Annotated in this window: 12 protein-coding genes, 1 tRNA gene, 1 rRNA gene and 1 pseudogene; 9 read left to right on the top strand and 6 right to left on the bottom strand. The window is 58.8% G+C overall.

Annotated features, from left to right (window positions below):
* A 16S ribosomal RNA gene (locus tag AC2FNJ_RS14885) occupies positions 1 to 666 on the bottom strand; the annotation flags it as partial.
* A 915-nt stretch (positions 667 to 1,581) separates the two neighbouring features.
* On the opposite strand from AC2FNJ_RS14885, the gene AC2FNJ_RS14880 reads away from it, so the two are divergent.
* Entirely contained in the window at positions 1,582 to 2,502 is a 921-nt protein-coding gene (locus AC2FNJ_RS14880; protein WP_496765321.1) for a lipid A-modifier LpxR family protein, read from the top strand.
* 513 nt (positions 2,503 to 3,015) lie between these two features.
* Here the strand turns inward: AC2FNJ_RS14880 and AC2FNJ_RS14875 are convergent.
* Complete coding sequence (locus AC2FNJ_RS14875; RefSeq protein WP_496765319.1) at positions 3,016 to 3,378, bottom strand: hypothetical protein; 363 nt, start codon at positions 3,376 to 3,378, stop codon at positions 3,016 to 3,018.
* A gap of 22 nt (positions 3,379 to 3,400) precedes the next feature.
* On the bottom strand, positions 3,401 to 8,272 hold the full coding sequence (locus AC2FNJ_RS14870) for a DEAD/DEAH box helicase (RefSeq protein ID WP_496765317.1): 4,872 nt from the start codon (positions 8,270 to 8,272) through the stop codon (positions 3,401 to 3,403).
* Positions 8,273 to 8,526: 254 nt separating this feature from the next.
* Between AC2FNJ_RS14870 and AC2FNJ_RS14865 the strand changes: the two genes are divergently transcribed.
* The 5 genes and pseudogenes from AC2FNJ_RS14865 (at position 8,527) to AC2FNJ_RS14845 (ending at position 14,093) form a co-directional block, all read left to right on the top strand.
* Positions 8,527 to 9,690 (top strand): tyrosine-type recombinase/integrase, encoded by a 1,164-nt coding sequence (locus tag AC2FNJ_RS14865; RefSeq protein ID WP_496765315.1) that lies wholly within the window; start codon positions 8,527 to 8,529, stop codon positions 9,688 to 9,690.
* 401 nt (positions 9,691 to 10,091) lie between these two features.
* On the top strand, positions 10,092 to 10,295 hold the full coding sequence (locus AC2FNJ_RS14860; RefSeq protein WP_496765313.1) for a helix-turn-helix transcriptional regulator: 204 nt from the start codon (positions 10,092 to 10,094) through the stop codon (positions 10,293 to 10,295).
* Positions 10,288 to 12,585, top strand: coding sequence for a virulence-associated E family protein (locus AC2FNJ_RS14855; RefSeq protein ID WP_496765311.1), 2,298 nt, complete (start codon positions 10,288 to 10,290; stop codon positions 12,583 to 12,585). Before AC2FNJ_RS14860 ends, AC2FNJ_RS14855 begins: the two co-directional genes overlap by 8 nt.
* A 432-nt stretch (positions 12,586 to 13,017) precedes the next feature.
* Positions 13,018 to 13,452 (top strand): hypothetical protein, encoded by a 435-nt coding sequence (locus AC2FNJ_RS14850; protein ID WP_496765309.1) that lies wholly within the window; start codon positions 13,018 to 13,020, stop codon positions 13,450 to 13,452.
* Positions 13,453 to 14,093, top strand: a pseudogene (locus tag AC2FNJ_RS14845) (TIR domain-containing protein). It abuts the gene before it with no gap.
* Between the two features lie 71 nt (positions 14,094 to 14,164).
* Here the strand turns inward: AC2FNJ_RS14845 and AC2FNJ_RS14840 are convergent.
* Positions 14,165 to 14,240, bottom strand: a tRNA-Thr gene (locus tag AC2FNJ_RS14840).
* Positions 14,241 to 14,625: 385 nt separating this feature from the next.
* Between AC2FNJ_RS14840 and AC2FNJ_RS14835 the strand changes: the two genes are divergently transcribed.
* Genes AC2FNJ_RS14835 through AC2FNJ_RS14825 form a run of 3 tightly spaced genes read left to right on the top strand, consistent with a single transcriptional unit; the run spans position 14,626 to position 19,689 of the window.
* Positions 14,626 to 16,155 (top strand): trimethylamine methyltransferase family protein, encoded by a 1,530-nt coding sequence (locus AC2FNJ_RS14835; RefSeq protein WP_496765307.1) that lies wholly within the window; start codon positions 14,626 to 14,628, stop codon positions 16,153 to 16,155.
* A gap of 36 nt (positions 16,156 to 16,191) precedes the next feature.
* Positions 16,192 to 18,663: a GcvT family protein gene (locus AC2FNJ_RS14830; RefSeq protein WP_496765305.1), complete on the top strand. Its 2,472-nt coding sequence runs from the start codon at positions 16,192 to 16,194 to the stop codon at positions 18,661 to 18,663.
* A 21-nt stretch (positions 18,664 to 18,684) separates the two neighbouring features.
* A complete protein-coding gene (locus tag AC2FNJ_RS14825; RefSeq protein WP_496765303.1) occupies positions 18,685 to 19,689 on the top strand; it encodes a GlxA family transcriptional regulator in 1,005 nt (334 codons plus the stop codon).
* 19 nt (positions 19,690 to 19,708) lie between these two features.
* Here AC2FNJ_RS14825 and AC2FNJ_RS14820 read toward each other — a convergent pair whose 3' ends face one another.
* Both AC2FNJ_RS14820 and AC2FNJ_RS14815 read right to left on the bottom strand, forming a co-directional pair.
* Positions 19,709 to 21,241, bottom strand: coding sequence for a heme biosynthesis protein HemY (locus AC2FNJ_RS14820; protein ID WP_496765301.1), 1,533 nt, complete (start codon positions 21,239 to 21,241; stop codon positions 19,709 to 19,711).
* A gap of 10 nt (positions 21,242 to 21,251) precedes the next feature.
* Entirely contained in the window at positions 21,252 to 22,364 is a 1,113-nt protein-coding gene (locus AC2FNJ_RS14815; RefSeq protein ID WP_496765299.1) for a COG4223 family protein, read from the bottom strand.
* Between the last annotated feature and the right edge of the window lie 77 nt (positions 22,365 to 22,441).

Below are 22,441 nucleotides of genomic sequence, written 5' to 3'. Positions count from 1 at the left end.
ACTGGTGTTCCTCCGAATATCTACGAATTTCACCTCTACACTCGGAATTCCACTCACCTCTCTCGAACTCAAGACTGGGAGTTTTGGAGGCAGTTCCGGGGTTGAGCCCCGGGATTTCACCCCCAACTTTCCAGTCCGCCTACGCGCGCTTTACGCCCAGTAATTCCGAACAACGCTAACCCCCTCCGTATTACCGCGGCTGCTGGCACGGAGTTAGCCGGGGTTTCTTTACCTGCTACCGTCATTATCTTCACAGGCGAAAGAGCTTTACGACCCTAGGGCCTTCTTCACTCACGCGGCATGGCTGGATCAGGGTTGCCCCCATTGTCCAAGATTCCCCACTGCTGCCTCCCGTAGGAGTCTGGGCCGTGTCTCAGTCCCAGTGTTGCTGATCATCCTCTAAAACCAGCTATGGATCGTAGGCTTGGTAGGCCATTACCCCACCAACTACCTAATCCAACGCGGGCCGATCCTTTGGCGATAAATCTTTCCCCCGAAGGGCGCATACGGTATTACTCTCCGTTTCCAGAGGCTATTCCGTACCAAAGGGCACGTTCCCACGCGTTACTAACCCGTCCGCCGCTCGCCCCGAAGGGCGCGCTCGACTTGCATGTGTTAGGCCTGCCGCCAGCGTTCGTTCTGAGCCAGGATCAAACTCTCAAGTTGAAAGGCCGTTGCCGACCTGTCCTTGACGTTCGAACCTCTGCACATCTTCAGTGCGCTACCGCCTGTTCGGCCACTTGAGCGCGAACAAGCTTCCCCCAACCCGGCTAGGCCAAGGAACGCACCGAAAGTCATCTGTTTGTTGTGCTTCAGGTCTCCTAAGAAACCGAAAGCCACCCAAACAGTGAAGCTGACACTGGATCATCGGGCCGAAACCCTACCAGCGCGACATACAGACATTCAATCCGTCGAAACGAACCAAACCGCCCGCATATCTCTTCAGTCATCCAGCAATGTCAAAGAGCAAAAAAACACCCCAAGCCCAAAAACCAGACCGATACGCCAAATCCTCAGCGCACCCGCCCAACCCAAACTCAAGATGCCCGCCGTCTCTCCAGCGCGTCCCGCAGCCATAAAAGCCACTCCCAACCCAACTTCCATCGCGTCGGTGAAGGGCTATTTACGTACTCCGGCTGGGGCCTGCAACCCCCTTTTTCAAAAAAATCGCGGTGTCGCGAAATTTCTTTGGTATCTGCCTGTTTTCAACGAGTTATGGCCTTTTTCAATGGTTCTCCGCGCACTCCCGCCGGCGTTGCAATGCCGGAACCGACCACCAACGCGCCGACTCGCGGGGCCGGTTTGGTCTCTCCCAGGGCAAGTGGCGCGCCGGATCGCTCGAACACCGCCCGTGCAGAGCGATCGTACATCGGTCGATACCCGAAAGCATCAAGCGAACCTGCAACAGGCGCCTCGGAAAACGCAATCGACTCAACGCGTTCCGGGACATTGGCCCATTTGGCCACTAGAAACAGGTAAACGATCCAACGACCAGCAAAGGCCAGGAGAGGAATGAAACCGATTTCAAGTGCTGTTTTGATCCCGTCGTTTTGGACCGATGCATGCCGGAGCCTCCTTGCGATGGCTGTTTGCCTCGCCTTCGCCGCGCCGGAACCGGTCGCTGCTGATCCGAAACGGGCACAGGACGCAAAGGGAAGAACCCTTTTGGGCGTGGGTTGGATCTTTGACGACGACCTTATCGGAGACGGTTACGACCGCTGGCAGACCTCTTCCCTGACCCTCTCCTTTGTCACGGGATATACATGGCAGGGGAGCTTGCCGCAGGGATTCGGCGACCTGATCGAATGGCGCGGCACGATACAGATGATCTCGCCCGCGGACCTGATCGCACCAAGCGCCAATGACCGTCCCTACGCAGGGGTTCTGGGGATTGGCGCACATAGCCATTTCCAGCGCCGCGGCCTGGAGTACTCCGTGGGCGCAGAGCTGGTGGCGACCGGCGAGCAGACCGGCGTTGGCCAGCTGCAACAGTGGTTTCACAGGGTCATAGGGTCCGAGCCCCCATCGGATGAGGAACTCGACGACCAGATTCCCAACAATTTCTACCCCACCGCGGTCATCGAAATCGGCAGATCGTTTCAACCCGCGCCCGCAATCGGGTTCCGTCCTTTCACGGAGTTCCGGGCCGGCGACGAAACTCTCGCGCGCCTGGGCTTCGACCTGGTATTCGGCCGCATGGGTCAGAAGGAACTGCTGGTGCGCGACAAGGTCACCGGGCAACGCTACCGAACCGTGAAATTCGGGCCGCACGGGTTCAGTCTGGTTGTCGGTGCGGATGCCGCGTATGTCTGGGACAGCAACTTCATCCCGTCCAACCGGGGCGTCGTGGCCGAGAACCACCGAACCCGCGCGCGAGTCGGGCTGAACTGGCAGCAGGAACACTTCTCGATCTTCTACGGCGCGACCTACCTGAGCAAGGAGTTCACGAGCCAGTGGGAAGATCAGGTGGTTGGCTCATTCAACCTGCGGTTTTCGTTCTGAATCGGAGTTGACGACCTGCTGCTGCGACAACGGCCGAGACTCCCGAATTCCGTCGTTCCGAGATGCGAAGCCCGATAGCTTCCTGTCTGGAACGAGATCCCGAAACGAACCGGCTGGCCATGGTGCCGCAGAAGGGACTCGAACCCCCGACCCCATCATTACGAATTGTTTGGCGGTTTCTTTGGACCGTGTTGCACGAGGCCGCGCCACACCTCATAGGACCGTACAATACGTTGTTAAGAAACGCAATTTCTAACTCGCCGCCTTCCACAGTCCCGCACCCGTTCGTCGCCTATTGTACCCCTCTGCCCTACTAATCCCCTACAGATTTGGTTTTGCCCTACTAATTGCGCGCAACCGCGTTCGTTAGGGTGCCTAGCCCTGCTCCCGCTGGGCAAAGCCCACCACCCCGCCCCAAGCACGGCGGCGGCAGGCGCGGGCCGGGTAGGCGCTCTCCCTTGGAGGCCTCTCTGGACCAAGGGGGATTCATTTGGAGAAGCAGAACGCTTGGCTTTAGCCCCTACGACGTTCTATACGCCGTAGCTTCAAGACATGGAGAACTTTGCGCCTTGGGTGGTCGATGGCACGGGTCTCCTGACCTTCGATAATCCAGCGGCTAAGGTTCGGCTCCGCCTTCTGGGTGATCATGCTTTGCTTCTCCGCATCTTCCACACCGCGTTGCACGACAACGCGCACTTCGGTGCCGATCTCGAAGGCGTTTACCGAATGGTTGTGTATGTGGGCTTCGGCGTAATCGCCGGTCATGTTGTCTTTCCAGACAGAAAAGACGTGCGTGCCATCGTCCGCCTCCGCGTGCCACTGGGACCGACCGATGTTAGGCACGCCATGGAAGGAAAAGGCTTCGTGGCGACTCATTGGGCTGTCCTCTTTGCGCGCGTCATGCTTGCCCCTCATCAATATCGAGTTTGGGCAGGCTCCGAACGATCCGCATGGTTTCCAGCGAAACGGTGATGACCCTCTGGAACAATTCCAGCGGGTATTTCGGGTCACCGATGGTTTCGTTGGCGTAGTCGTTGGCATCGTTCACGATGCCGCTGGCCTTGTCGGTTTTGACCACCTGCCGTTCCATAACCCACTCCAAGGCAGGCTTCCCATTCACCACGTAGTCGTATGCCTCTAGCGGGATGTTCTGCATGGTGATGTTGTCGTTGTAGAGGACGGTGGTCTTGTCCTTTTCCTTGCCCTTGCCGCCAAACTTCATCTTCTTAACCCGGTAGAACTTGACTGGGTCGGCCTGAGCCTCGGGGATGAGGTCATGAGTGCCTTCCTTGAACGTAACCATGTACGGTTCGACGCTCTCGAAGTTCACATGCAGGTCACCCAGCGCGCGCCCCGCGTCTCGGAAGGCGGCGAAGTCGGCGAAGGCTTTGACCGCCGGAATGCGGGGAAGTTGCTTGACTAGGTTGTTCTTGAAGCGTTCGCGGTAGTCGGGCGAGTGCAACAGGCCGTAGATGTAATAGAATAGATCTTCCTTGCTGATTGGCTCGCCTGGATAGGCAGCTTGGAAATGCGCAAGACCGTCATCGGTTATACCATCTACCCGTTGAAGCCCATTAGCATCGGAAGGAGTAGCGCTGAAAAGATCGTTACAGTCTTCTCCTTCGAGATAGATATTCAGAGGGAAGAACTCACTACAGTCCATGCTTGCGAAATACAGCCCTGGCATCAGCGAACACATGATCACCGAGAAGTCGCCGCGGAAGCCCCTACTGGGCACCCCGATAGCTAGATTCTTGGTGTCTGGGGACGGAAAAAGCTGGGCGGTCCTATACGCGCTCCAGTTCAGAAAACCATCCGTATACAGCCAAGATTTGGTAAACGGCCTGAAGTCAGAAAGGAAAATGCGCTCTGGGTCTGGCTCATAATGCTTTCCGTTTTCGGCGGCTTTCCGAGTCTTTTGGCACCAGCTAAACTCGCGCGAGTCTGAGCCACTTGCGTCGTTGTCCTTTGCATACTTGTTGTAGGCTTCGGATGCGCGGTCGATAGTTTCCCAGAGCTCGCTCTTCGATGAATTGAAGCACCACGCATCTCGGGTCGTTTGCACACCGCGCGTGTGCATTGAGAATACAGTCGGCTCCGTTGCACCTTTCTCCGAAGATAATATGAAATTGTCAAAGCTGCGATCTACCTGATCCAGCCAGTCGTTGTTTTCGTCCGGTGTAATGGTCTTCCAGCTTTTGGCTTTCGAAATACCCTCAACCGAGCCAAAGTCGCGAATGATAGCCAATTTTTGCTTCTGATCCAGATAGTCGCCGATATCGTGGAAATGGATGTGCCCGTGTTCGGTGGCGTCTGGGTTCTTGACGAGGACAGAAATCGCAATGGGAGCTCGACTGCCTGAGCCAAAAATCTTGCCGCCTTCCTTGCGGGAAAGCTCGCCTGAAGTGCGTTGATTGCCCCGTAAATGGAAGATGTACAGATCGCTGAACTCCTCGGCCAGACACTTGCGCATTCCATCAGCTGAGTTCCCGTCAATCCAGCCTGCGTTGGTTACAAACGCCATCACGCCAGCGTCGCCTATGCGGTCGGAGGCCCATCGGAAGGCTCGGATATAGCTGTCGTAGAGTGCTCTTTTATTCGTATTCTTTGACTCTTCGACATAGCTCGACCTGATGCGTTCATCGAGCCGAACATACTCGATGTTCGCCGCGTTGTCGTTTGCACTGGTCTGCCCCGCTGAATAGGGCGGATTCCCGATGATCACGCGGATATCCAGCGCCTTTTGCTTAGTCCGGCGCTCCGAGTTGTCAGGCAGAAGGTTGGCGATCATGTCGCGTTCCTGCTCGTACATTTGGAACGTGTCGGTCAGCAGGATTCCGGTGAACGGGTGGTAGGGCGCATCCTCACGCAACTCGCCCTGAACCAACTCGTGATACACGGTCTCGATATTGATCGCGGCGATGTAATAGGCCAACAGCACGATCTCGTTGGCGTGAATCTCCTGCTTGTACTTGTGCTCCAACTCCTCGGGCGCAATCAGACCAGATTGCAGAAGCCGCGTGATGAAGGTGCCTGTGCCCGTAAAGGGATCAAGGATGTGAACGCCCTTGGAGCCGAGCGTTTGCCCGAACTGGGCTTTCAACACGTCATTGACCGAATGGATTATAAAATCCACCACCTCGACCGGGGTGTAGACGATGCCAAGTCGCTGGGTCAGTACCGGGAAGGCGTTGCGGAAGAACCGGTCATACAGTTCTGTAATCAGAGTCTGGCGACCTTGCGCCGTAATCACTCCCTCGGCCCGGCGTTCCACGCTGGCATAGAACTTGGCAAGGCTTTCGGATTCCTTGGCCAGATTGTGCTCGTGTAGCTGCCCAAGCACGATTTCCATCGCCCGGGACACCGGGTTTTCCTTGGTGAACTTGCTGCCCTTGAACAGCGCATCGAAGACCGGTTTGGTGATGAGGTGCTGGGCCAGCATCTCGATTGCCTCGGCCTCGCTGATTTCGGGGTTCAGGTCGTCATGCAGTTCTTCGACGAAGGCGAGGAAAGCATCCCGTTCCGGCCCCGGCTTGGCCACGATGGTCTTGATGCGTGTGATGTGGGTTTGGGCTATCTTGGCAATGTCTTTCGCCCATGTATCCCAGTATTCGCGGGTACCACACTTTTCGACAATCTTGGCCATGATGGCGCGCGTGAATTCGTCAAATACGAACTCCCCTTGCACAACCTCGCCACCGTCTGGCCTAGCCTCTGGGCCGTCTTGCCCAATGCCAGCACCGGTCTTTTCCGCCTTGGTCTTGGTGGTGGCGAAGTCGTCCACAACTGCGGTCAGTTCCTTGAGCTCTGTTTCCGAAGAAATGCGGACCAGTTCCACCTTGTCGCTGATATCCTCGCCCAGCTTTGCTTGGTTGATGCGCGCGTCTAGGCGCTCGTCATGGGCGCGTAGCGCATTCAGGATTTGCCAGACGACTTTGTACCGCTCGTTGTCATTAAGTGCTTCCTCGGGCTTGGTGTCGGGCGGGATCGCAACCGGCAGGATCACGTAGCCCAGCTTTTTGCCTTCGGCCCGTCGCATCACCCGGCCAACGGATTGCACCACGTCGATCTGGCTCTTGCGTGGGTGCATGAACATGATGGCGTCGAGGGCGGGTACGTCCACACCCTCGGACAGCACCTTCGCGTTGGTCAGGATGCGGCACGTGTTGTCGTCCGAGTCCGCCTTGAGCCAGTTCAGAAGTTCCTCACGGGCGCTGGCGTTGTAACTGCCGTCTACGTGGCGAACCTCGGTTGCCAGATGCCGCTCGTCTTCGATCAGTTCGTTGCCGGTGTATTCATCTACGACCTTGGCAAACTCGTCCTCGATGATCTTTGATTTCGCGATGCTCTGGCAGAAGGCCAGCGCCCGCTTCATTGGGTGCGGGTCAAATTCAAGGTCGGCAGTCATGTCGGACTTGGTCAGCGCCTTGTAGCAGCCAATAATCTTGGTCGCATCGTCCAATGTAAGCTCGGCACCTTCCTTGAGCCGGTTCTGAATCGTTGTCGAAATCAGCCCTTCGTCCACGGCCAAAACCACCACTTTGTAGTCGGTCAGAAGGTCATTCTCGACAGCCCAGCCAAAGCCCCGGTGGAACAGGTCTTTTCCAAACTTCGCCTCGTCGTCCATGGAGGCCAGTTCGGCGTCGTGATCGTCTGCTTTACGCTTTGCAGCGTCCCCAAAGATACGGGGCGTCGCCGTCATGTAGAGCCGCTTTTTGGCGGCTACGTAGTCGTTGCTATGGATACGGACAAAGGCGCTATCGTCCTCATCCTTGAGCGTAACGCCGGTCGTTCGGTGTGCTTCGTCGCAGACGACCAAATCGAACTCCGGCAATCCGTAGTCCTTTTGGGCACGCGTAAGGACGTCAATCGAATGGTATGTCGAAAACACGACGGTCATCTTGTCCGGGCTGGAAAGGTTGACCTGCCGTGCGATCTTCTCTGGGTCGGTGGTCGCGGGAAATGCCAGGTCATGCACATTCAAGTCGAGACTATCTGCATCCGCATTTCGTCCAACTTTTGTATCCGAACACGCAGAGTAGGCTGTGAAGTCTTCTTGGCAGTCGTTCTTCCATTCCCGAACTGTCTGGGACATGAGAGCAAGCGACGGCACCATGAAAAGTACCCGTTTTCCCTTACCCGCTATTTCTTCGGCAATGCGCAAGCCCGTGAAGGTTTTGCCCGTGCCACAAGCCATGATTAGCTTGCCGCGATCCGCGCTTTCCAGGCCATCGACAACAGCTTTCAATGCTTCGCGCTGGTGATCCCTTAGCTGTTTCTTGGGTGCGAGACTGATCGTGCCCGTTCTTATGAACTGCGACCAGTCAATCCGGCTAGCTTCGAGTTCGCTAATCCCGATGCGGTTCCAGTCCTTCGATAGCTTATCTAGCGTTTCGTTTGCGTTCCGGCCAAATTCTTTACGTGTCGTATCGGCAATAATGAGGCGCGTGAAAGCATCGTTAGACGCCGCAGAAATGAATGTGTCTAAGTCAGGCTTTTGGATCCTGTAGTTCGGAGCGTAGAACTTGCACTGAATGGCCGCATAGCCCGATCCATCTGCGAGGGTTGCGACTAGGTCAATTCCAATATCTGTGCTGCTCCATCCGTTCTCTTTGGCCCATACCGAAAATGGGACGACCTTGGAGTAAAATTGCTTTTGAATATCGTCATTTTCCAAAAAGACGCGAACTAGACGCTCGAAATAGTCACCTTTCTCACGCTCACTGCGTGCCGATTTCCGATAAGAATCCAGTAGTTCTTGCAACTGCATCGCGGTTATTGGCCCCAAAACTCGTTTCTGTCGTTGGCGAGGTGCAACCGGCACCCGCTAGCGCTATTCGTAGCGACTAGAGGGCTATGGTTCCACAGATGTTTGCCTGCTTACGTCGTGCGTTCGCCGCCGTAGGCGCTTGCCTAGACTGTCATTCTTCCAGACGGTTTCGCTTATTGTTTCATAACAGGATGAAAAGTCGAGCTTTTCCTCGACCCATGCTTATACTGACGCGTGGCCAAAAGGAGGTCACGATGCCTAGTTTACGTCTTACCCGCCGTGCAATTGATGAAATCCCCTTCGCCCAGAACGGGCAGGTCCTGTACCGCGACACGATCCTCTCCGGCTTCGGGCTACGCGTTGGCGCGCAATCCAAGGTGTTCTTTGCCGAAGGGCAGGTGAACCGCCGCACGCGGCGCGTAACCATTGGCCGCGCCGATGTTTTTGCGCCCGAGGTTGCCCGCAAAAAGGCTCTTACGATCTTGGGTGACATGGCAGATGGGCACGACCCCAATGCAGAAAAGCGCCAAGAGGCTGCCGAGCAGGTGACGCTTGAACTGGCTCTGCAACGTTTCCTGGAGGTTCGCCGCCTGTCCGAGCATACCGTCGGCCACTATCAGCGTACCGAACGCTTGTATCTCAAGTCGTGGCGCAAGAAGCCGTTGAACGAGATCACCCGCCAAATGGTGCTAAAGAAACACCAAGACATTGGCCAGAAGCACGGGGAGACTACGGCTAATAACGTGATGCGCCATTTCCGGTCGATCTACAATTTCGTCGCCGCCACACAAGACGACTTCCCGCCGAACCCCGTGCAAATTCTGACCCAGGCCCGCGCGTGGTATAAGGAGCGGCGGCGGCAGACAGTGATTACCGCCTTGGACCTGCCCGCATGGTGGGAGGCCGTTATGGCGGAGCCGGAATATTCGCGCGACTTCCTCTTGACCGCTCTTTTCACTGGGATGCGGCGGGGTGAACTGACGAAACTCCGCTGGGAGAATGTGGACCTGAAAAACAAGGTTCTGCACCTGCCGACGACGAAGAATGGGGACGCGCTGAATCTCCCGTTGTCCGGTTTTCTGGCTGACCTGCTGAGCGAGCGCTGGGCACGCAGCAACGGCTCGCCTTGGGTGTTTCCGGGACCGGGCAAATCCGGCCATCTGGTGGAAACCAAGAAGTTCTTGTTGCGTGTGTCTGCTGGGTCTGGGGTTAGCTTCACTCTGCACGACCTGCGGCGCACCTTCATCACCATCGCGGAAAGCCTCGACGTGCCCTACTACGCGCTCAAGCGCTTGCTGAACCACCGAACCAACGGCGACGTGACCGGCGGTTATATCGTAGTGAATGCAGAACGGTTGCGCGAACCGGTGGAGCTGGTGGCGAAACGTATCCTTGAACTGAAAGAGCCGCGCGTCTGAAAATAGCGTGACTCGGCCCGGTGAACGGTGGGGCATGGTGATGGGTGGGTTGCCTTTGGGTAGCCAGGAGGTTGCCCACGCAATCAGAGTCTATAGCCCCTGATCTTCGACTTGTTTACTCGCGCGCGCACCTGAAAGGCAGACTTTGATTGTTTTGGATATGCTTGCACGGCGGGCAGTTTGACGTTGAAGAAACAGTTTGGTTTTGTATTTTAGTTGTGCCTACGAGAGGAGTGCCCCAAGCGCGTAACGACAAACGCTGGGCCGGTGAGAGGCCGGTAGTAGGACGGTGGGATTGTAATGTTCGGTGGTCCCTTAAAGGAACAGTAACCCGCGCCGTAGTCATCCACTAAAACATCTCGCTGCCTCAGCAGTGAGTGTGTTTCAGCTAGGAGACTACGATGGCTGAATCCAATAAACTGAGCCTTATGACGACCGACCAGGTCGCCACCTATACTGGCATGAGCAAATCCTTCTTCGAGAAGCGCCGCTGCCAGAATAAGAAACCCGACTATCTCAAGATCGGCGGACGCGTCTACTACGAGCCGAAATCTGTCGATCAGTGGTTGGCATCTCTTCGCGTGCAGGGGATGGCAGATGACTAAGAATCTGAAACCCAACCCGACCCGCGCCATCGAGTTTATCCGCTGGTTGAACTCTGGCGCTAATCTGCATCTGGAATCCATGGCGAACGCACGCAACGTAGCGCCGAACGCAAAGGCGTTTGGTCCTGACGAGTTCGAGGATGCTGTTTCGTTTGTTGCATCGGGTAACTCCGATGCATCCCAGCGCAACATGTACTTTCTGCCGAATGCTGAGTTCTTGGACGGCCCACGCAAGAAAGCGAACCTTTCGGCGGCGCGCTTTCTGCATGTTGATCTGGACTATAAGGACTATCCCGGAACGCCGGACGAACAGGCCGACCACGTCATAGCCATTCTCGCCAACGAGAAAGTTCGACCTAAGGGAATCCCGATGCCTACCGCCATTTGGGAAACGGGAGGCGGTTGCCACGCCGTCTGGAAGTTAGACGAGCCGCTGGAAATCGAGAAGGCCGAAGAGCTTAACAAAGCCTTGTTGTTTGTTCTGCAGGGCGGACCCGGAACGCATAATGCCGACCGGTTGCTGCGCGTGCCGTGGACGATGAACTGGCTGAACGACAAGAAGCGCGCCTCCGGTCGCGAACCTGCCTTGGCGTGGCACTTCGAGCCGATGGAGCTGAACAAACCGCCCCGGACTTACTCGATAGATGACTTCCGGGTTAAGCTGCCCAAGGAGGTCGCAAAGTCGAATGGTGAGCCTTCGACCTTGGCTGAACCTGTGGCCGAGATCGAGCCGCTGCCGCTGCCCGATCATCTCCACGAGGTCTTTCCGTCGGACCCGGAATGGGTTGAAGCGATCATGACCGGCCAGAACCCGCCCGGCAAAACCTATGCCACGCGTTCGGAGCTGGTTTATGCTGGCACAATCTGGATGCTGTTCCGTGGAATGCAGCCGGGGCATGTGTTGTCGATCATCATGTCGCCGGATGTAGGGATTAGCGCCCATGTGCTGGAGAACCCTAACCCGCTTGCCTATGCGCGCCGCCAGATTACGCGCGCCATGGCAGCGATCGAAGTGCGTTCGCATGGCTGGCCGATCCGTGACGACGATGGCCGTCCTGTCAAGGATGCTCCGCAGAATATTCGTTTCGCGTTGGCGGTGTTGGGTGTGGATGCCCAGCGCAACACCTTTACGCAGTCCGACGAATTCCGTGGCTACGGGTTGGATGGGCGCGATCTCAACGACATCGTCGAGATTCTTTCCAGTACTTTCCGGCGCGAGTTGGATTTTGCGGCCTCTCCGGCGGCGATAAAGCGGGAGCTTTTGGCTGTTGCCCATGAACAAAAGTACCACCCGGTGCACGACTATCTCGACGGGCTTACGTGGGACGGCACGCCGCGCATCGACACATGGCTGACTGACTACTGCGGTGCCGATGATACGGAGTTGAACCGTGAATTCGGCAGCAAGGTCCTGATTGCAGGCGTGCGTCGCATCAAGCAACCCGGCGTGAAGTTCGACACGATGCTCGTGCTGGAGGGGCCGCAGGGTGCTGGCAAGTCGCAAGTGGCACAGCGGCTTGCGGTGCGCGATGAATGGTTCTGTGGCAGCCTTGACCTTAATAGCGACGACAAGACCAAAGCCGAAATGCTGGCGCGGGCATGGGTCGTGGAGTGCCAGGAACTGGACGGCTTGAACAAGTCCACTAGTCAGAAACTCAAGCGGTTCCTTAGTACGCCCATCGACATATATCGGCGGTCCTATGGTCGCGATGCAGATGGATACCGACGTCATTGCATCATCCTCGGTACCACCAACGAGGGGACGTATCTGCGCGACCTGACGGGCAACCGGCGCATCTGGCCTGTCATAGTCAGACGCATCGATCTTGCCCGGTTCAGTGCCGATGTCGACCAACTCTGGGCAGAGGCGGCCGTGCGGGAGGCGGCAAGCGAGACGATCACGATGTCGCCGCACCTTTGGGCCGCAGCCGCCGAGGTGCAGGGCAAGCGGATGGTCGAGGATGCCTATGCAGATGTCTTGGAGGACGCGTTTGCCGAGACCAAGGGCCGCGTTTCCATGGACAGCGTGAAGCTCCTGCTCGGTATCGAAACGGCGCGCATGTCGCCGATGGACACGCGGCGGATCAAGGCAGTCATGGCGAGCCTTGGGTGGGACTACGGCACTCATCGGCTGCATGACCTCGGGCGGCGCGAGAAAGCCCAGCGCAAGGGATTTGCGCGCGGCAGCACCGAGGAGCGGAAGGTGGAACACATCGCCCGACGGGTCGAGGGTGGTGTTGTAGTAATCTACCGCGTCGATTCCCGTCCCGACAGCGAGCCGCCATTTTAGGCCACGTTGCGCACCATGTAACGTAACATAAGGCCCAAACCGGCCTACACTACCCAGCGGGGCGCTACGGTGCCCCGCTGGTTTTTTCTGAACCCTTCCGAACTAAGTTACGGTTACAAGTTACAAAAAACTGTTTGCCATTTGCGACCCGCTCCGGCGCTCCAAGGCGCAAGCAGGACCATGGGTGCAGGGTTGTGCCGCCTGCACTTTGGGCATGGCTCTATGGGCTGCTCCGAGCCTCTGCGGACCTTCTCTTGGCGCAATTTACGTGTAGGCGCTACGGGCCAATATGGAACAGCCTCGAAATAATCGTTGCCTGCAGGCTCATAGGCTACTCAAGAACCGAGTAAAGAGTTCCTATTTCGTTCCAAGCTAAGTGTGTGGTATATCTTGCGTACTTACCGAGTCGCGCACACAAAATAGGGGCTTACCTTGGCAACGGATCAGCCGCAGGACGAGAGCATTCGAATTGCGCATCTAACAATGCTGCAAGGCGTAATCACCCGTATGGGGGCAAACTCCTTCACACTAAAGGCGCTTGCGGCGACCTTTGGAAGCGCCGCTGTGGCGGTAATGGCGACGGGGGGGCAGCCTTCCCCCTACTATGCCGTAGCCGCGATTGTCCCAATGCTGATTTTTTGGCTGATGGACGCGCAATACCTCCGTATGGAGCGAGCATATCGCAACCTCTACGACCATGTCCGTCGCGGCGAAGAGGTTGAGGCCTACAGTCTCAATGCCACACCCTTTATGAGCGACACTGCGTCAACCTTGCGTCTCGCCGTGTCTTGGTCAGTGAGCTGGTTTTACGTTGCGATCTTGCTCTCACTTGGTGCTGTGGCGGTACTCATCTTCAAGGGCATATGAATGAACAGCTTGTTTTCGTCACTGCAGATCCCGACCACAAAGCGGCGCGTGTTCTTCTCATTTCATTACCAGAACGATATTTGGCGTGTGAACCAAGTTCGCCAGTCATGGCGCTACAACCACGAATATTCGCGCGAGGCTGAGGGCTTCTACGACGCGAGTATTTGGGAGAGTTCAAAACGGACCGGGCCAGACACTCTCTGAAGAACCTTATTCGAGAGGGAATCAAGAATACTTCTGTTACCTGCGTGCTGGTGGGGTCGAACACATTTGAGCGCCGCTGGGTTCGCTATGAAGTTGCGCGCTCTGTGGCTAAAGGAAATGGCCTGTTGGCTGTTCAGATACATCAAATGGGGAACCAGCAGGGTTATTCCTCAAACGCAGGGCCGAACCCATTAGACTACATGGCGGTCTACAACGCTGGCGACAGCATCCGTCTGGCAGAATACAAGAACGGGACTTGGATCCGGTACGATGATTACCGCAAGTCGGTCACGCTCCCCTCGACTTGGGTCACGCCGCACGATGCAAACGTGATTAGACTATCTCGGTACGCTAGGCTCTACTGCTACAGAACACACGCTGGCGGTTCCAACTTTTCGTCTTGGGTAAGGCAAGCGGCGGCCGATGTCGGCCGGTAGTACGACCAGCACTCGGATTTAATCTGGCGGACTGTTGTGGTAGGTTAAACTATTGTTTTCTAAGAGAAGATTGGTGCCGCTGAAGGGACTCGAACCCCCGACCCCATCATTACGAATGACGTGCTCTACCAGCTGAGCTACAGCGGCTTCCTGGACCCTACTATGGCCCTACTAGTTCTCCTCGTGTGCCGCGAACTCTTTGGTTTTGCAAGTCATTCTCGCGGGGACCCGCTAATTACGAATGACGTGCTCTACCAGCTGAGCTACTGCGGCGACGCCATGCTCTCTAGTATCGGCGGCGGGGATTGGCAAGCAGATTTCAAGACCGGCGCCATCGTCCCAGCCAGCCGTCGGCTGGACCCGTTCCGGCGGGGCCGCCGCGTTCTCCTATGTCCTGGAATCGCGGTCTAAACGCCTGGATGCGCCGCCATGGCATAGCCTGCATCTATGGAAAAGATTGGTTTTTCCCTGGGTCAAACGGCTTGAGCCACGGAGTATTGTCGCAAAACCCTGAGGAATCGGAGCATCCAGAATGGCCCGACGCGCCCGTGCCAACCGAACACGCCGCAGCGAGTCAGGTATAAGCCCTGCCTCTCCGTATATCCGGCGTACGCTGCCCTATTTCGATCCATTGGACGACGAGTCGCTGGAACGGATCGAGGCGCAGGTCGACTGGATCCTGGAAAACGTGGGCATCGCGTTCCGGGATGATCCCGTTGCGCTGGATCTTTGGCGCAAGGCCGGGATCACTCCGGCAGGTCCGCATGGCGACCTGATCAAGGCGGATGCGAAATGGGTGCGCGAGATGTGCGCCAAGGCGCCGTCCCAGTTCACCCAGCTGGCGCGAAATCCCGCGCGGTCGGTCGTGATCGGCGGCGACAATCAAGTCTTCGCCCCGATCTATGGCGCACCCTTCGTCCGAGATCTGCAGGGCGGACGGCGCTATGCCACCTTCGCGGATTTCCAGAGCCTTGTGAAACTCGCCTATCTGCACCCGAACCTGCACCACACCGGGTTGGTGATTGCCGAGCCGACGGACATCCCGGTGTCAAAGCGGCATCTGGACATGGTGTTGGCGCACATGATCCTGAGCGACAAGCCGCATCTCGGTGCGATCACCGAGATGAGCCGCGCGCAGGACAGCGTGGAAATGGCCGAGATCCTGCACGGGCGGGGCGTGATGGACGAAAACTGCGTCATCCTTGGCAACGTCAATACCAACTCGCCTCTGCTTGTGGACAAGGTCGTGACCGAAGCGATCCGGGTCTATTGTGGCCGGGGGCAAGGCATCATCGTGGTGCCGTTCATCTTGAGCGGGGCGATGGGGCCGGTTTCGACCGCAGCCTCCGTCGCGCAGGCCATGGCCGAAGCGATGATGTGCTGCGCCTTTGCCCAGATCGTGCGGCCGGGCGCGCCGTTCGTCCTGGGCAATTTCCTGTCCTCGATGTCCCTGAAGTCCGGCGCCCCCACGTTCGGCATGCCCGAACCGGTGATGTCGAACTATGCGATCGGGCAGCTGGCGCGACGATCGCGGCTGCCTCTGCGCTGCGGCGGATCGCTGACGGCATCCAAGATCGAAGACGCGCAGGCCGCCTATGAATCCGCCGATTCCATGCATTCGACGATGCTTGCCGGCGCAAACTTCGTTCTGCATTCGGCGGGATGGCTCGAAGGGGGACTGTGCACGGGTTTCGAAAAACTGGTCATGGATGCGGATCGGCTGGGCTCCTATCAGAAAATCCTGGGTCAGGGATTGGATACCGGCGACGAAGCCTTCGCCCGCGATGCCTATGGCGAGGTCGAACCGGGCGGTCATTTCCTCGGCAGCGCCCATACGATGCGCAACTATCAAACCGCATTCTACGAGCCGAAACTCAGCGACAGCGAGAATGTCGAAAGCTGGGAGGAGGCCGGATCAAAGGACATGCGCCAGCGCGCCTTTGAACGCTGGAACGACATGCTGAATCAGTACGAACCGCCGCCCATCGACGAAGCCACGAAGGAAGAACTGACGGCCTATGTGGCCCGCCGCAAGGAAGAGATACCGGACGCCTGGTACTGAGACGCCGCCAACACCACAGATGCAGAGGAAACACCCATGTCCGACACGACTGCCGGGAATGCGTTGAACATACAGGCCGACGACTCGGCACGCGGCAAGCCGCTCCCGTCCCATGCACGGGTCGTGGTGATCGGCGGCGGCGTTGTTGGCTGCTCGATCCTGTTTCACCTGGCCAAGTTCGGCTGGAAGGATGCGGTTCTGCTGGAGCGCAACGAACTGACCAGCGGATCCAGCTGGCATGCCGCCGGCCAGATACACACGATCAGCTCAGACCCGAACATCAGCCGCCTGCAAAGCTACACCATTTCGCTCTACAAGGAGATCGAGGAGCTTTCGGGCCAATCCGTTGGCCTGCACATGACCGGCGGGTTCTATCTGGCCTCGAACAAGACGTGGCATGACTATCTCAAGCGGGAGCGGTCCAAGGCGCGCTACATGGGTCTGCATCAGGAATGGATCAGCCCCACGGAACTGGCCGAGCGTCACCCCCTGATCGACCCGAAACACTACTATGCCGCGCTGTGGGACGATCAGGACGGCGATCTGGATCCGTCGGGGACGACATATGCCTTTGCCAAGGCCGCCCGGCATTACGGCGCGCAATACTTCACCCATACACCGGTCACGGCGACCACCCAAAGACCGGACGGAACCTGGGACGTGACGACCGCCCGCGGCGTGATCAATGCCGAGCATGTCGTGAACTGCGGCGGGCTGTGGGCACGCGAGGTGGGCCACATGGCGGGCTTGAATCTGCCGGTGCAGCCGATGGAGCACCACTATCTGATCACCGAGCGAATCGACGAAATCGCCAATGCAGGCCGCCGCCTTCCCTGCGGCATCGATTATGAGGCCAACATCTATTTCCGTCAGGAGCGCGACGGCATGTTGTTGGGCACGTATGAACCGGTCGGCGTCCCATGGAAGGTTTCGGGTACGCCCTGGGATTTCGGACACGAGCTGCTTCCGCCCAATCTGGATCACATTGCCGACCGCCTCGAGCTTGGGTTCGAGCGCATCCCGGCGCTGGCCAGCGCCGGAATTAAGGATGCGATCAACGGGCCTTTCACGTTCGGTCCCGACGGCAACCCCATGATCGGTCCCGTGCCGGGAATGAGGAACTACTGGTGCGCGGTGGGCGTCATGGCGGGCTTCTGCCAGGGCGGCGGCGTGGGCCTGACATTGGCCGAATGGATGATCGACGGCGAGCCGTCGATCGATGTCTGGGCCATGGATGTGGCCCGGTTCGGAGACTGGGCCTCGCCCGACTGGGGTACGGTCAAGAGCTGCGAGAACTACGAGCGCCGCTTCGTGATGACCTTCCCGAATGAAACGCTGCCGAAAGGCCGCCGCCAGCAGACCACGGCGCTCTACGACCGGATGATCGCAAAGGGCGCGGTCATGGGTCAGGCGTTCGGGTTGGAGCATGTGCTGTGGTTTGCTGACGGTCCCGAAGACGCGCATGAGGCCCCGACTTTCGAGCGCAACCGGTCCTTCGGTTACGTGGCCCGCGAATGCGACGCCGTGCGCGAGGCGGTTGGCGGCATCGAGATCGCCAATTTCGCCAAGCACGAGATCAAGGGGCCTGGCGCCCGGGACTGGCTAGATCGGACGATGGCGGGTTACATTCCAAAACCCGGACGCATCACGCTGACGCCGATGCTTACGAAGAACGGCCGCTTGTACGGCGATCTGACCGTGGCTTGTCTGGACGAGGATCACTTCATGCTGTTCGGGTCGGGCTCGATGCAGGATGCCCACAGCCGGTTCTTTGCCCGCACCCTGCCCGAGGGCGTAACCCATGAGAACCAGACTCAGGACTGGCACGGAATCGCCCTGTCCGGCCCGAAGTCGCGCGACCTGCTCGCGCGCATTACCCGCGACGATGTGAGCGCCGAAGCGTTCAGGTTCCGCGACACCCGACAGACCCATGTCGGTGGCGTGCCGGTGATCCTGAACCGGATCAGTTTCTCCGGTGAGCTGGGGTTCGAAATCTACTGCCGGCCGCAATACCTGATCCGCCTTTCCGAGGCGATCGAGGAAGCCGGCGCGGATCTGGGTTATCGCTGGTACGGCAACCGCGCGCTGATGTCCTTGCGGCTGGAAAAGGGTTGGGGCGCGTGGGGGCTGGAATTCCGCCCTGACTTCAACGCGGTCGAATCCGGCATGGATGCCTTCATCAACTGGAACAAGGACTTTGTCGGCAAGGAAGCGACCATGAAGTTCCGGAATGACGGCGCGGCCCGAAAACTGGTCACGCTGGTCATCGACACCGAGATCGACGTGACCCAGGACGAAGCGGTGCTGCGGAACCAAGAGGCCGTTGGCTATGTCACGTCCGGCGGTTACGCGCATCACGTCGGAAAGTCGATGGCGATGGCCTATGTCGCCTCGGAACACGCGGCACCGGGCACCCGGCTGCAGGTCGAGATCCTTGGTACGTTCCGAGACGCAGTCGTTCAGGAAGGGCCGATCCACGACCCGGCCGGCGCGCGGATGCGTGCATAGCCCAAGACGGAGGACATACCAATGGGCAGGCAAATGAGTTTCGTTTCCGAACAGGTGCAGCCGGTTTCCTTGCCGGCCCCAAAACGGTACGTTCTTCTGCTGCTCGCATCTTGCTCGGCCCTTGACGTCACGGCCGCGGTCGAAGCGCTCAAGGAGGCCAATCGTTCGGACGGCACCGAAAGATACGAGTGGCTCTTGCTCAGCGAGGATGGTCAGCCCTGTCGCACATCCAACGGGATGCGCATGGGCGTGGACGGCGGTCTGATCGAACTCGACCGGCGGGACACGCTGATCGTGTTCGGGGGTGACGGTTGTGCCGATGTCAGCACCCTGCCCGTCCTGTCGTGGCTGCGCCGTCAGGCGCGAAAGGGACTCACCGTGGGAAGCGTCAGCAGCGGTGTCTTCGCCCTGCTCAAGGCGGGACTGGTCCAGGACGAGACAATCGCCACCCACTGGGCCTACCATACATCCCTGAAAGAGACTCATTCGAGCGTCCACGTCGCCCGCTCGATCTTTGAAATCTCCGAAAACCGGTTTTCCTGCGCGGGTGGCCTGGCGACGGTCGATCTGTTCCTGCACCTGATCGCGCGCGACCACGGGCCGGAGGTCGCAACATGGGTTGCAGACAACCTGGTCTGTTCGGCTCCGCGCACGGGTGCGCAGGAACAGACGATTTCGAGCAGTTGCCGCGCCGGCATCCGCAGCGAGAAAGTCGCCAAGGCGCTTCAGATCATGATGGCCACGACCGAGCTTCCGGTCAGCCCCGCCGAAATCGCGGCCCGGGTCGGCATTTCGACCCGCCAGTTGGAACGGCTGTTTCTGCGTGCAGTGGGCGCCACGCCCAAATCACACTACACGCGGATCAGGATCGAAAAGGCGCGCGTGTTGTTGATCCAGACCGACATGAAGCTGATCGAGATCGCGCTGGCCTGCGGTTTCAACAGCGCCAGCCATTTCTCCAAGGTCTACCGCAAATTCTACGGCATCCCGCCGCACGCCGAGCGGGGAGTGTCTTCTGCGGCGTGAGCGCGGAGAACAATTCGCGTCAGCGTCCGGATTTGCCGTTTGCTTCCATGAATTCGGCTTCCGCATCGATGACGCGGGGCGGCTCGATCACCTCTTCGGTGTTCTCGTCCTCGATCTTTTCATCGACCTCTTCGACATCAGCGGCGGCTTGGTCGATGTCTTCGGCCTTGTCCTCCAGCGCGCCGACGATCAGCGGCAGCATGTGAACACCTGTGGCCGACGCGATTTCCGGGGTCTGCGGCGTTTGCCAGGCCAGCGTGTCAAAGCTGTTGCAGTTTTGGCAGACGGGCCTCCACTCGGCATGGATGTCATGACAATTCTCGCAGACCCATTGCGGGCCGCGCGGGGCATTCAGCGCCTTGGCGAGCCAACCCTGAACCACCGCATCCGACGCGCCCTCACCGCGTTCGATGGCCGCCATCAGGGTGTAGGCACGCGCATCGCCCTGCTGCTCGACAAGGTCGCCGAGCGCGCGACGGGCTTCGGGAAAGTCCTCGGCAACGATGTTGAGCTCGGCCAGAATGAGGCGGGTTTCGGGATGCTGAGGGTGAATGCGCGTCAGGGCGGTGAATCGCTTGATCCGGTCGGCGGGCGTTTCGTCGGGAACGATCTCGGCAAAGGCATGGGCCAGGTCGGGATGCGGCTGCGCCTCCCACGCCTTCTTCAAGATCTTTGTGGCGTTGCGCGATTTGCCTTTGGCGATATGCGCGCGCGCGGCCATGGCCGCCGCAGGTACCAGATCGGGAGAAAGCCGGTTTGCCTCGATGGCGCGTTCCTGCTGTTCGAGGGTCGCGGTTTCGTCCAGCAGGTTCTTCGCTTCGGACAAGGCCAACACGGCGTCGCGCCGCTTGTACACGTCGCGCGGCAGCGTTCCGGATTTCAGCTTGGCCGTCAGCGTCGCCCGCGCCCCGGCCCAATCCTGCGCCTGGGTCTGAAGCTTCAGCAGCACGTCCTGTGTTTCCTCGTGCCGGGGTTTGAGCTCCAGCGCCTTTTCGGCCAGCTTGCGCGCGGTTTCGTCATCTCCTTCTGCCAGCTTCTGCTTCATGATCCCGCGAACGCCGACGAACCGGGTTGATTGGTCCGTCACCAGTTTCTTGTAGGTTTCGGACGCCTTGCGGGTGTCGCCGGTCATTTCGGCGGCCTGAGCGACCAGGAGATTGGTCAATTCGGGCTTGTTCAACAACCTTTCGGCCTTGGTCGCCTTGGACATCGCAATGCGCCCCTCACCCGAGGCCAATGCCATCAGACCCTCGGACAGGGCCTGGTATCCGCGCCGCTCTCGGCCGCGGTCAAAGTAGCGCGACAACGCCGTTTCATCTCCGTTGAGGAATTTCAACGTGGCGACCAGCAGACTCAGCAGCTTGAAGAACAGCCAGATCAGAACGACCAGCACCGCCAGCCCGATGACCGACTGAAGCGGGCCCAGCGTGTATTCAGTGCCCGCAACCGTGATCTGCACGCCGCCGCTCGCTTCCATCAGAAACGCCGCGCCCAGCGCCAGAAGGCCGATGATCGCAACAAAAACCAGTATCTTCAGCAATGACCAAAACATGACGGGCCCTTCAGTTCGAGTTCACGCTTTCGACAAGCGCATCGGCGGCGGCAACGGCTTCCTGACGGGCGCGCGCCTGTTCGACCCATGTCGCCATCGCGGTTTGTGCGGCGTCGGGCAACGTGGCGACTTCTTCCAATGCCTTGGACAGATCGCCGGCTACCAAGGCGGCCTCGGCCCGCGACAGGATTGCGTCCGGATCGGACCCGTCGCGCGGGGTCACGGACCTGGCACCGGTCTGGCGTTCCAGGAAGGCGAGAATGCCCGATCCTTTCTCGGCCTCGCGAACATCGGCCAGTGCCGTGCGGGCAGCCGACGGGAATCCGGCGCGCAGGCTGGCCATCGTGGCGACACCATCCGTTGCTGCATCGGTCAGCGCCTTGGGTACATCGACCCCCCCATCACGCAGGTCCGAGACCTGCGCCAGAAACGGCGCGCCAAGATCCAGCTGACTGCGCAGGGTGGAGGCCGCCGCGCGGTTCGCCGCAGCCTGCGCATTCGCCGCCGCCTTGGCTTCCAGATTCTGGGCCTGGGCCAGCATCTTTTCGATTTCCGCCCTTTGATCGGCAAGCGACTGGCGCAGCTTGTCCAATTCGGCCTGGTACGCCGCGGGAACGGCTGCCGAGCCGCCCTCTGCCGAGGCACCCTGCTCCAACTGGGTCAATCGTGACTGAAGCGGTTCCAGTTCCGTTGTCAGTACCGCGATCTGCGACTTTACCTCATCTAGATCGGTCTCAATCGGCTCCAGTTTACCGGATAGATCCGCGACCTGATCCGACAGGCCGGACACATCGGCCGACGCGTCCGCCTGACTTTTGCTGGTCAGGTCTTCGATGGATTTGGCATGTTCCGCGATCCTGGCCTCCAGGGCCGCCACCGACTGACCCAGATCGCTTTCTGCGGCATTGAACAGGTCGCTTTGTCCTGCGACAAAGCCAATCCCTGCGGCGATGATGCCGCCCAACAAGGCCGGCCAGAAACCGCCTCGTTTCTTGGGTTCCGTCTGCGTCGTTTCCGGCGCCTCTGCTTGCGTTGGCATGGCTTCGGCTTCGGCTTCGGCTTCGGCTTCGGCTTCGGCTTCGGCTTCGGCTTCGGAAGCCGTTTCTTGCGGTGTTTCGGTCACGTCAACAGAGTCATCATCCGCGCGGTCTTGCGGTTGCGTGGACTGCTCTTCGGGTCTTGTTTCGGGTTCGGGGATCG

The sequence above is a fragment of the Ruegeria sp. BHSB196 genome (assembly GCF_059613135.1).
Note: the sequence above shows the minus strand (reverse complement) of the source record. Positions and strands in the feature narration are given on the sequence as shown.

What these genes read in the sequence shown, in the direction of transcription:
- AC2FNJ_RS14865 (WP_496765315.1), top strand. Translation starts at nt 8,527, where the DNA reads ATGCCTAGTTTACGTCTTACCCGCCGTGCAATTGATGAAATCCCCTTC.
- AC2FNJ_RS14820 (WP_496765301.1), bottom strand. Translation starts at nt 21,241, where the DNA reads ATGTTTTGGTCATTGCTGAAGATACTGGTTTTTGTTGCGATCATCGGC.
- AC2FNJ_RS14830 (WP_496765305.1), top strand. Translation starts at nt 16,192, where the DNA reads ATGTCCGACACGACTGCCGGGAATGCGTTGAACATACAGGCCGACGAC.
- AC2FNJ_RS14825 (WP_496765303.1), top strand. Translation starts at nt 18,685, where the DNA reads ATGGGCAGGCAAATGAGTTTCGTTTCCGAACAGGTGCAGCCGGTTTCC.
- AC2FNJ_RS14875 (WP_496765319.1), bottom strand. Translation starts at nt 3,378, where the DNA reads ATGAGTCGCCACGAAGCCTTTTCCTTCCATGGCGTGCCTAACATCGGT.
- AC2FNJ_RS14880 (WP_496765321.1), top strand. Translation starts at nt 1,582, where the DNA reads ATGGCTGTTTGCCTCGCCTTCGCCGCGCCGGAACCGGTCGCTGCTGAT.
- AC2FNJ_RS14855 (WP_496765311.1), top strand. Translation starts at nt 10,288, where the DNA reads ATGACTAAGAATCTGAAACCCAACCCGACCCGCGCCATCGAGTTTATC.
- AC2FNJ_RS14860 (WP_496765313.1), top strand. Translation starts at nt 10,092, where the DNA reads ATGGCTGAATCCAATAAACTGAGCCTTATGACGACCGACCAGGTCGCC.
- AC2FNJ_RS14835 (WP_496765307.1), top strand. Translation starts at nt 14,626, where the DNA reads ATGGCCCGACGCGCCCGTGCCAACCGAACACGCCGCAGCGAGTCAGGT.
- AC2FNJ_RS14870 (WP_496765317.1), bottom strand. Translation starts at nt 8,272, where the DNA reads ATGCAGTTGCAAGAACTACTGGATTCTTATCGGAAATCGGCACGCAGT.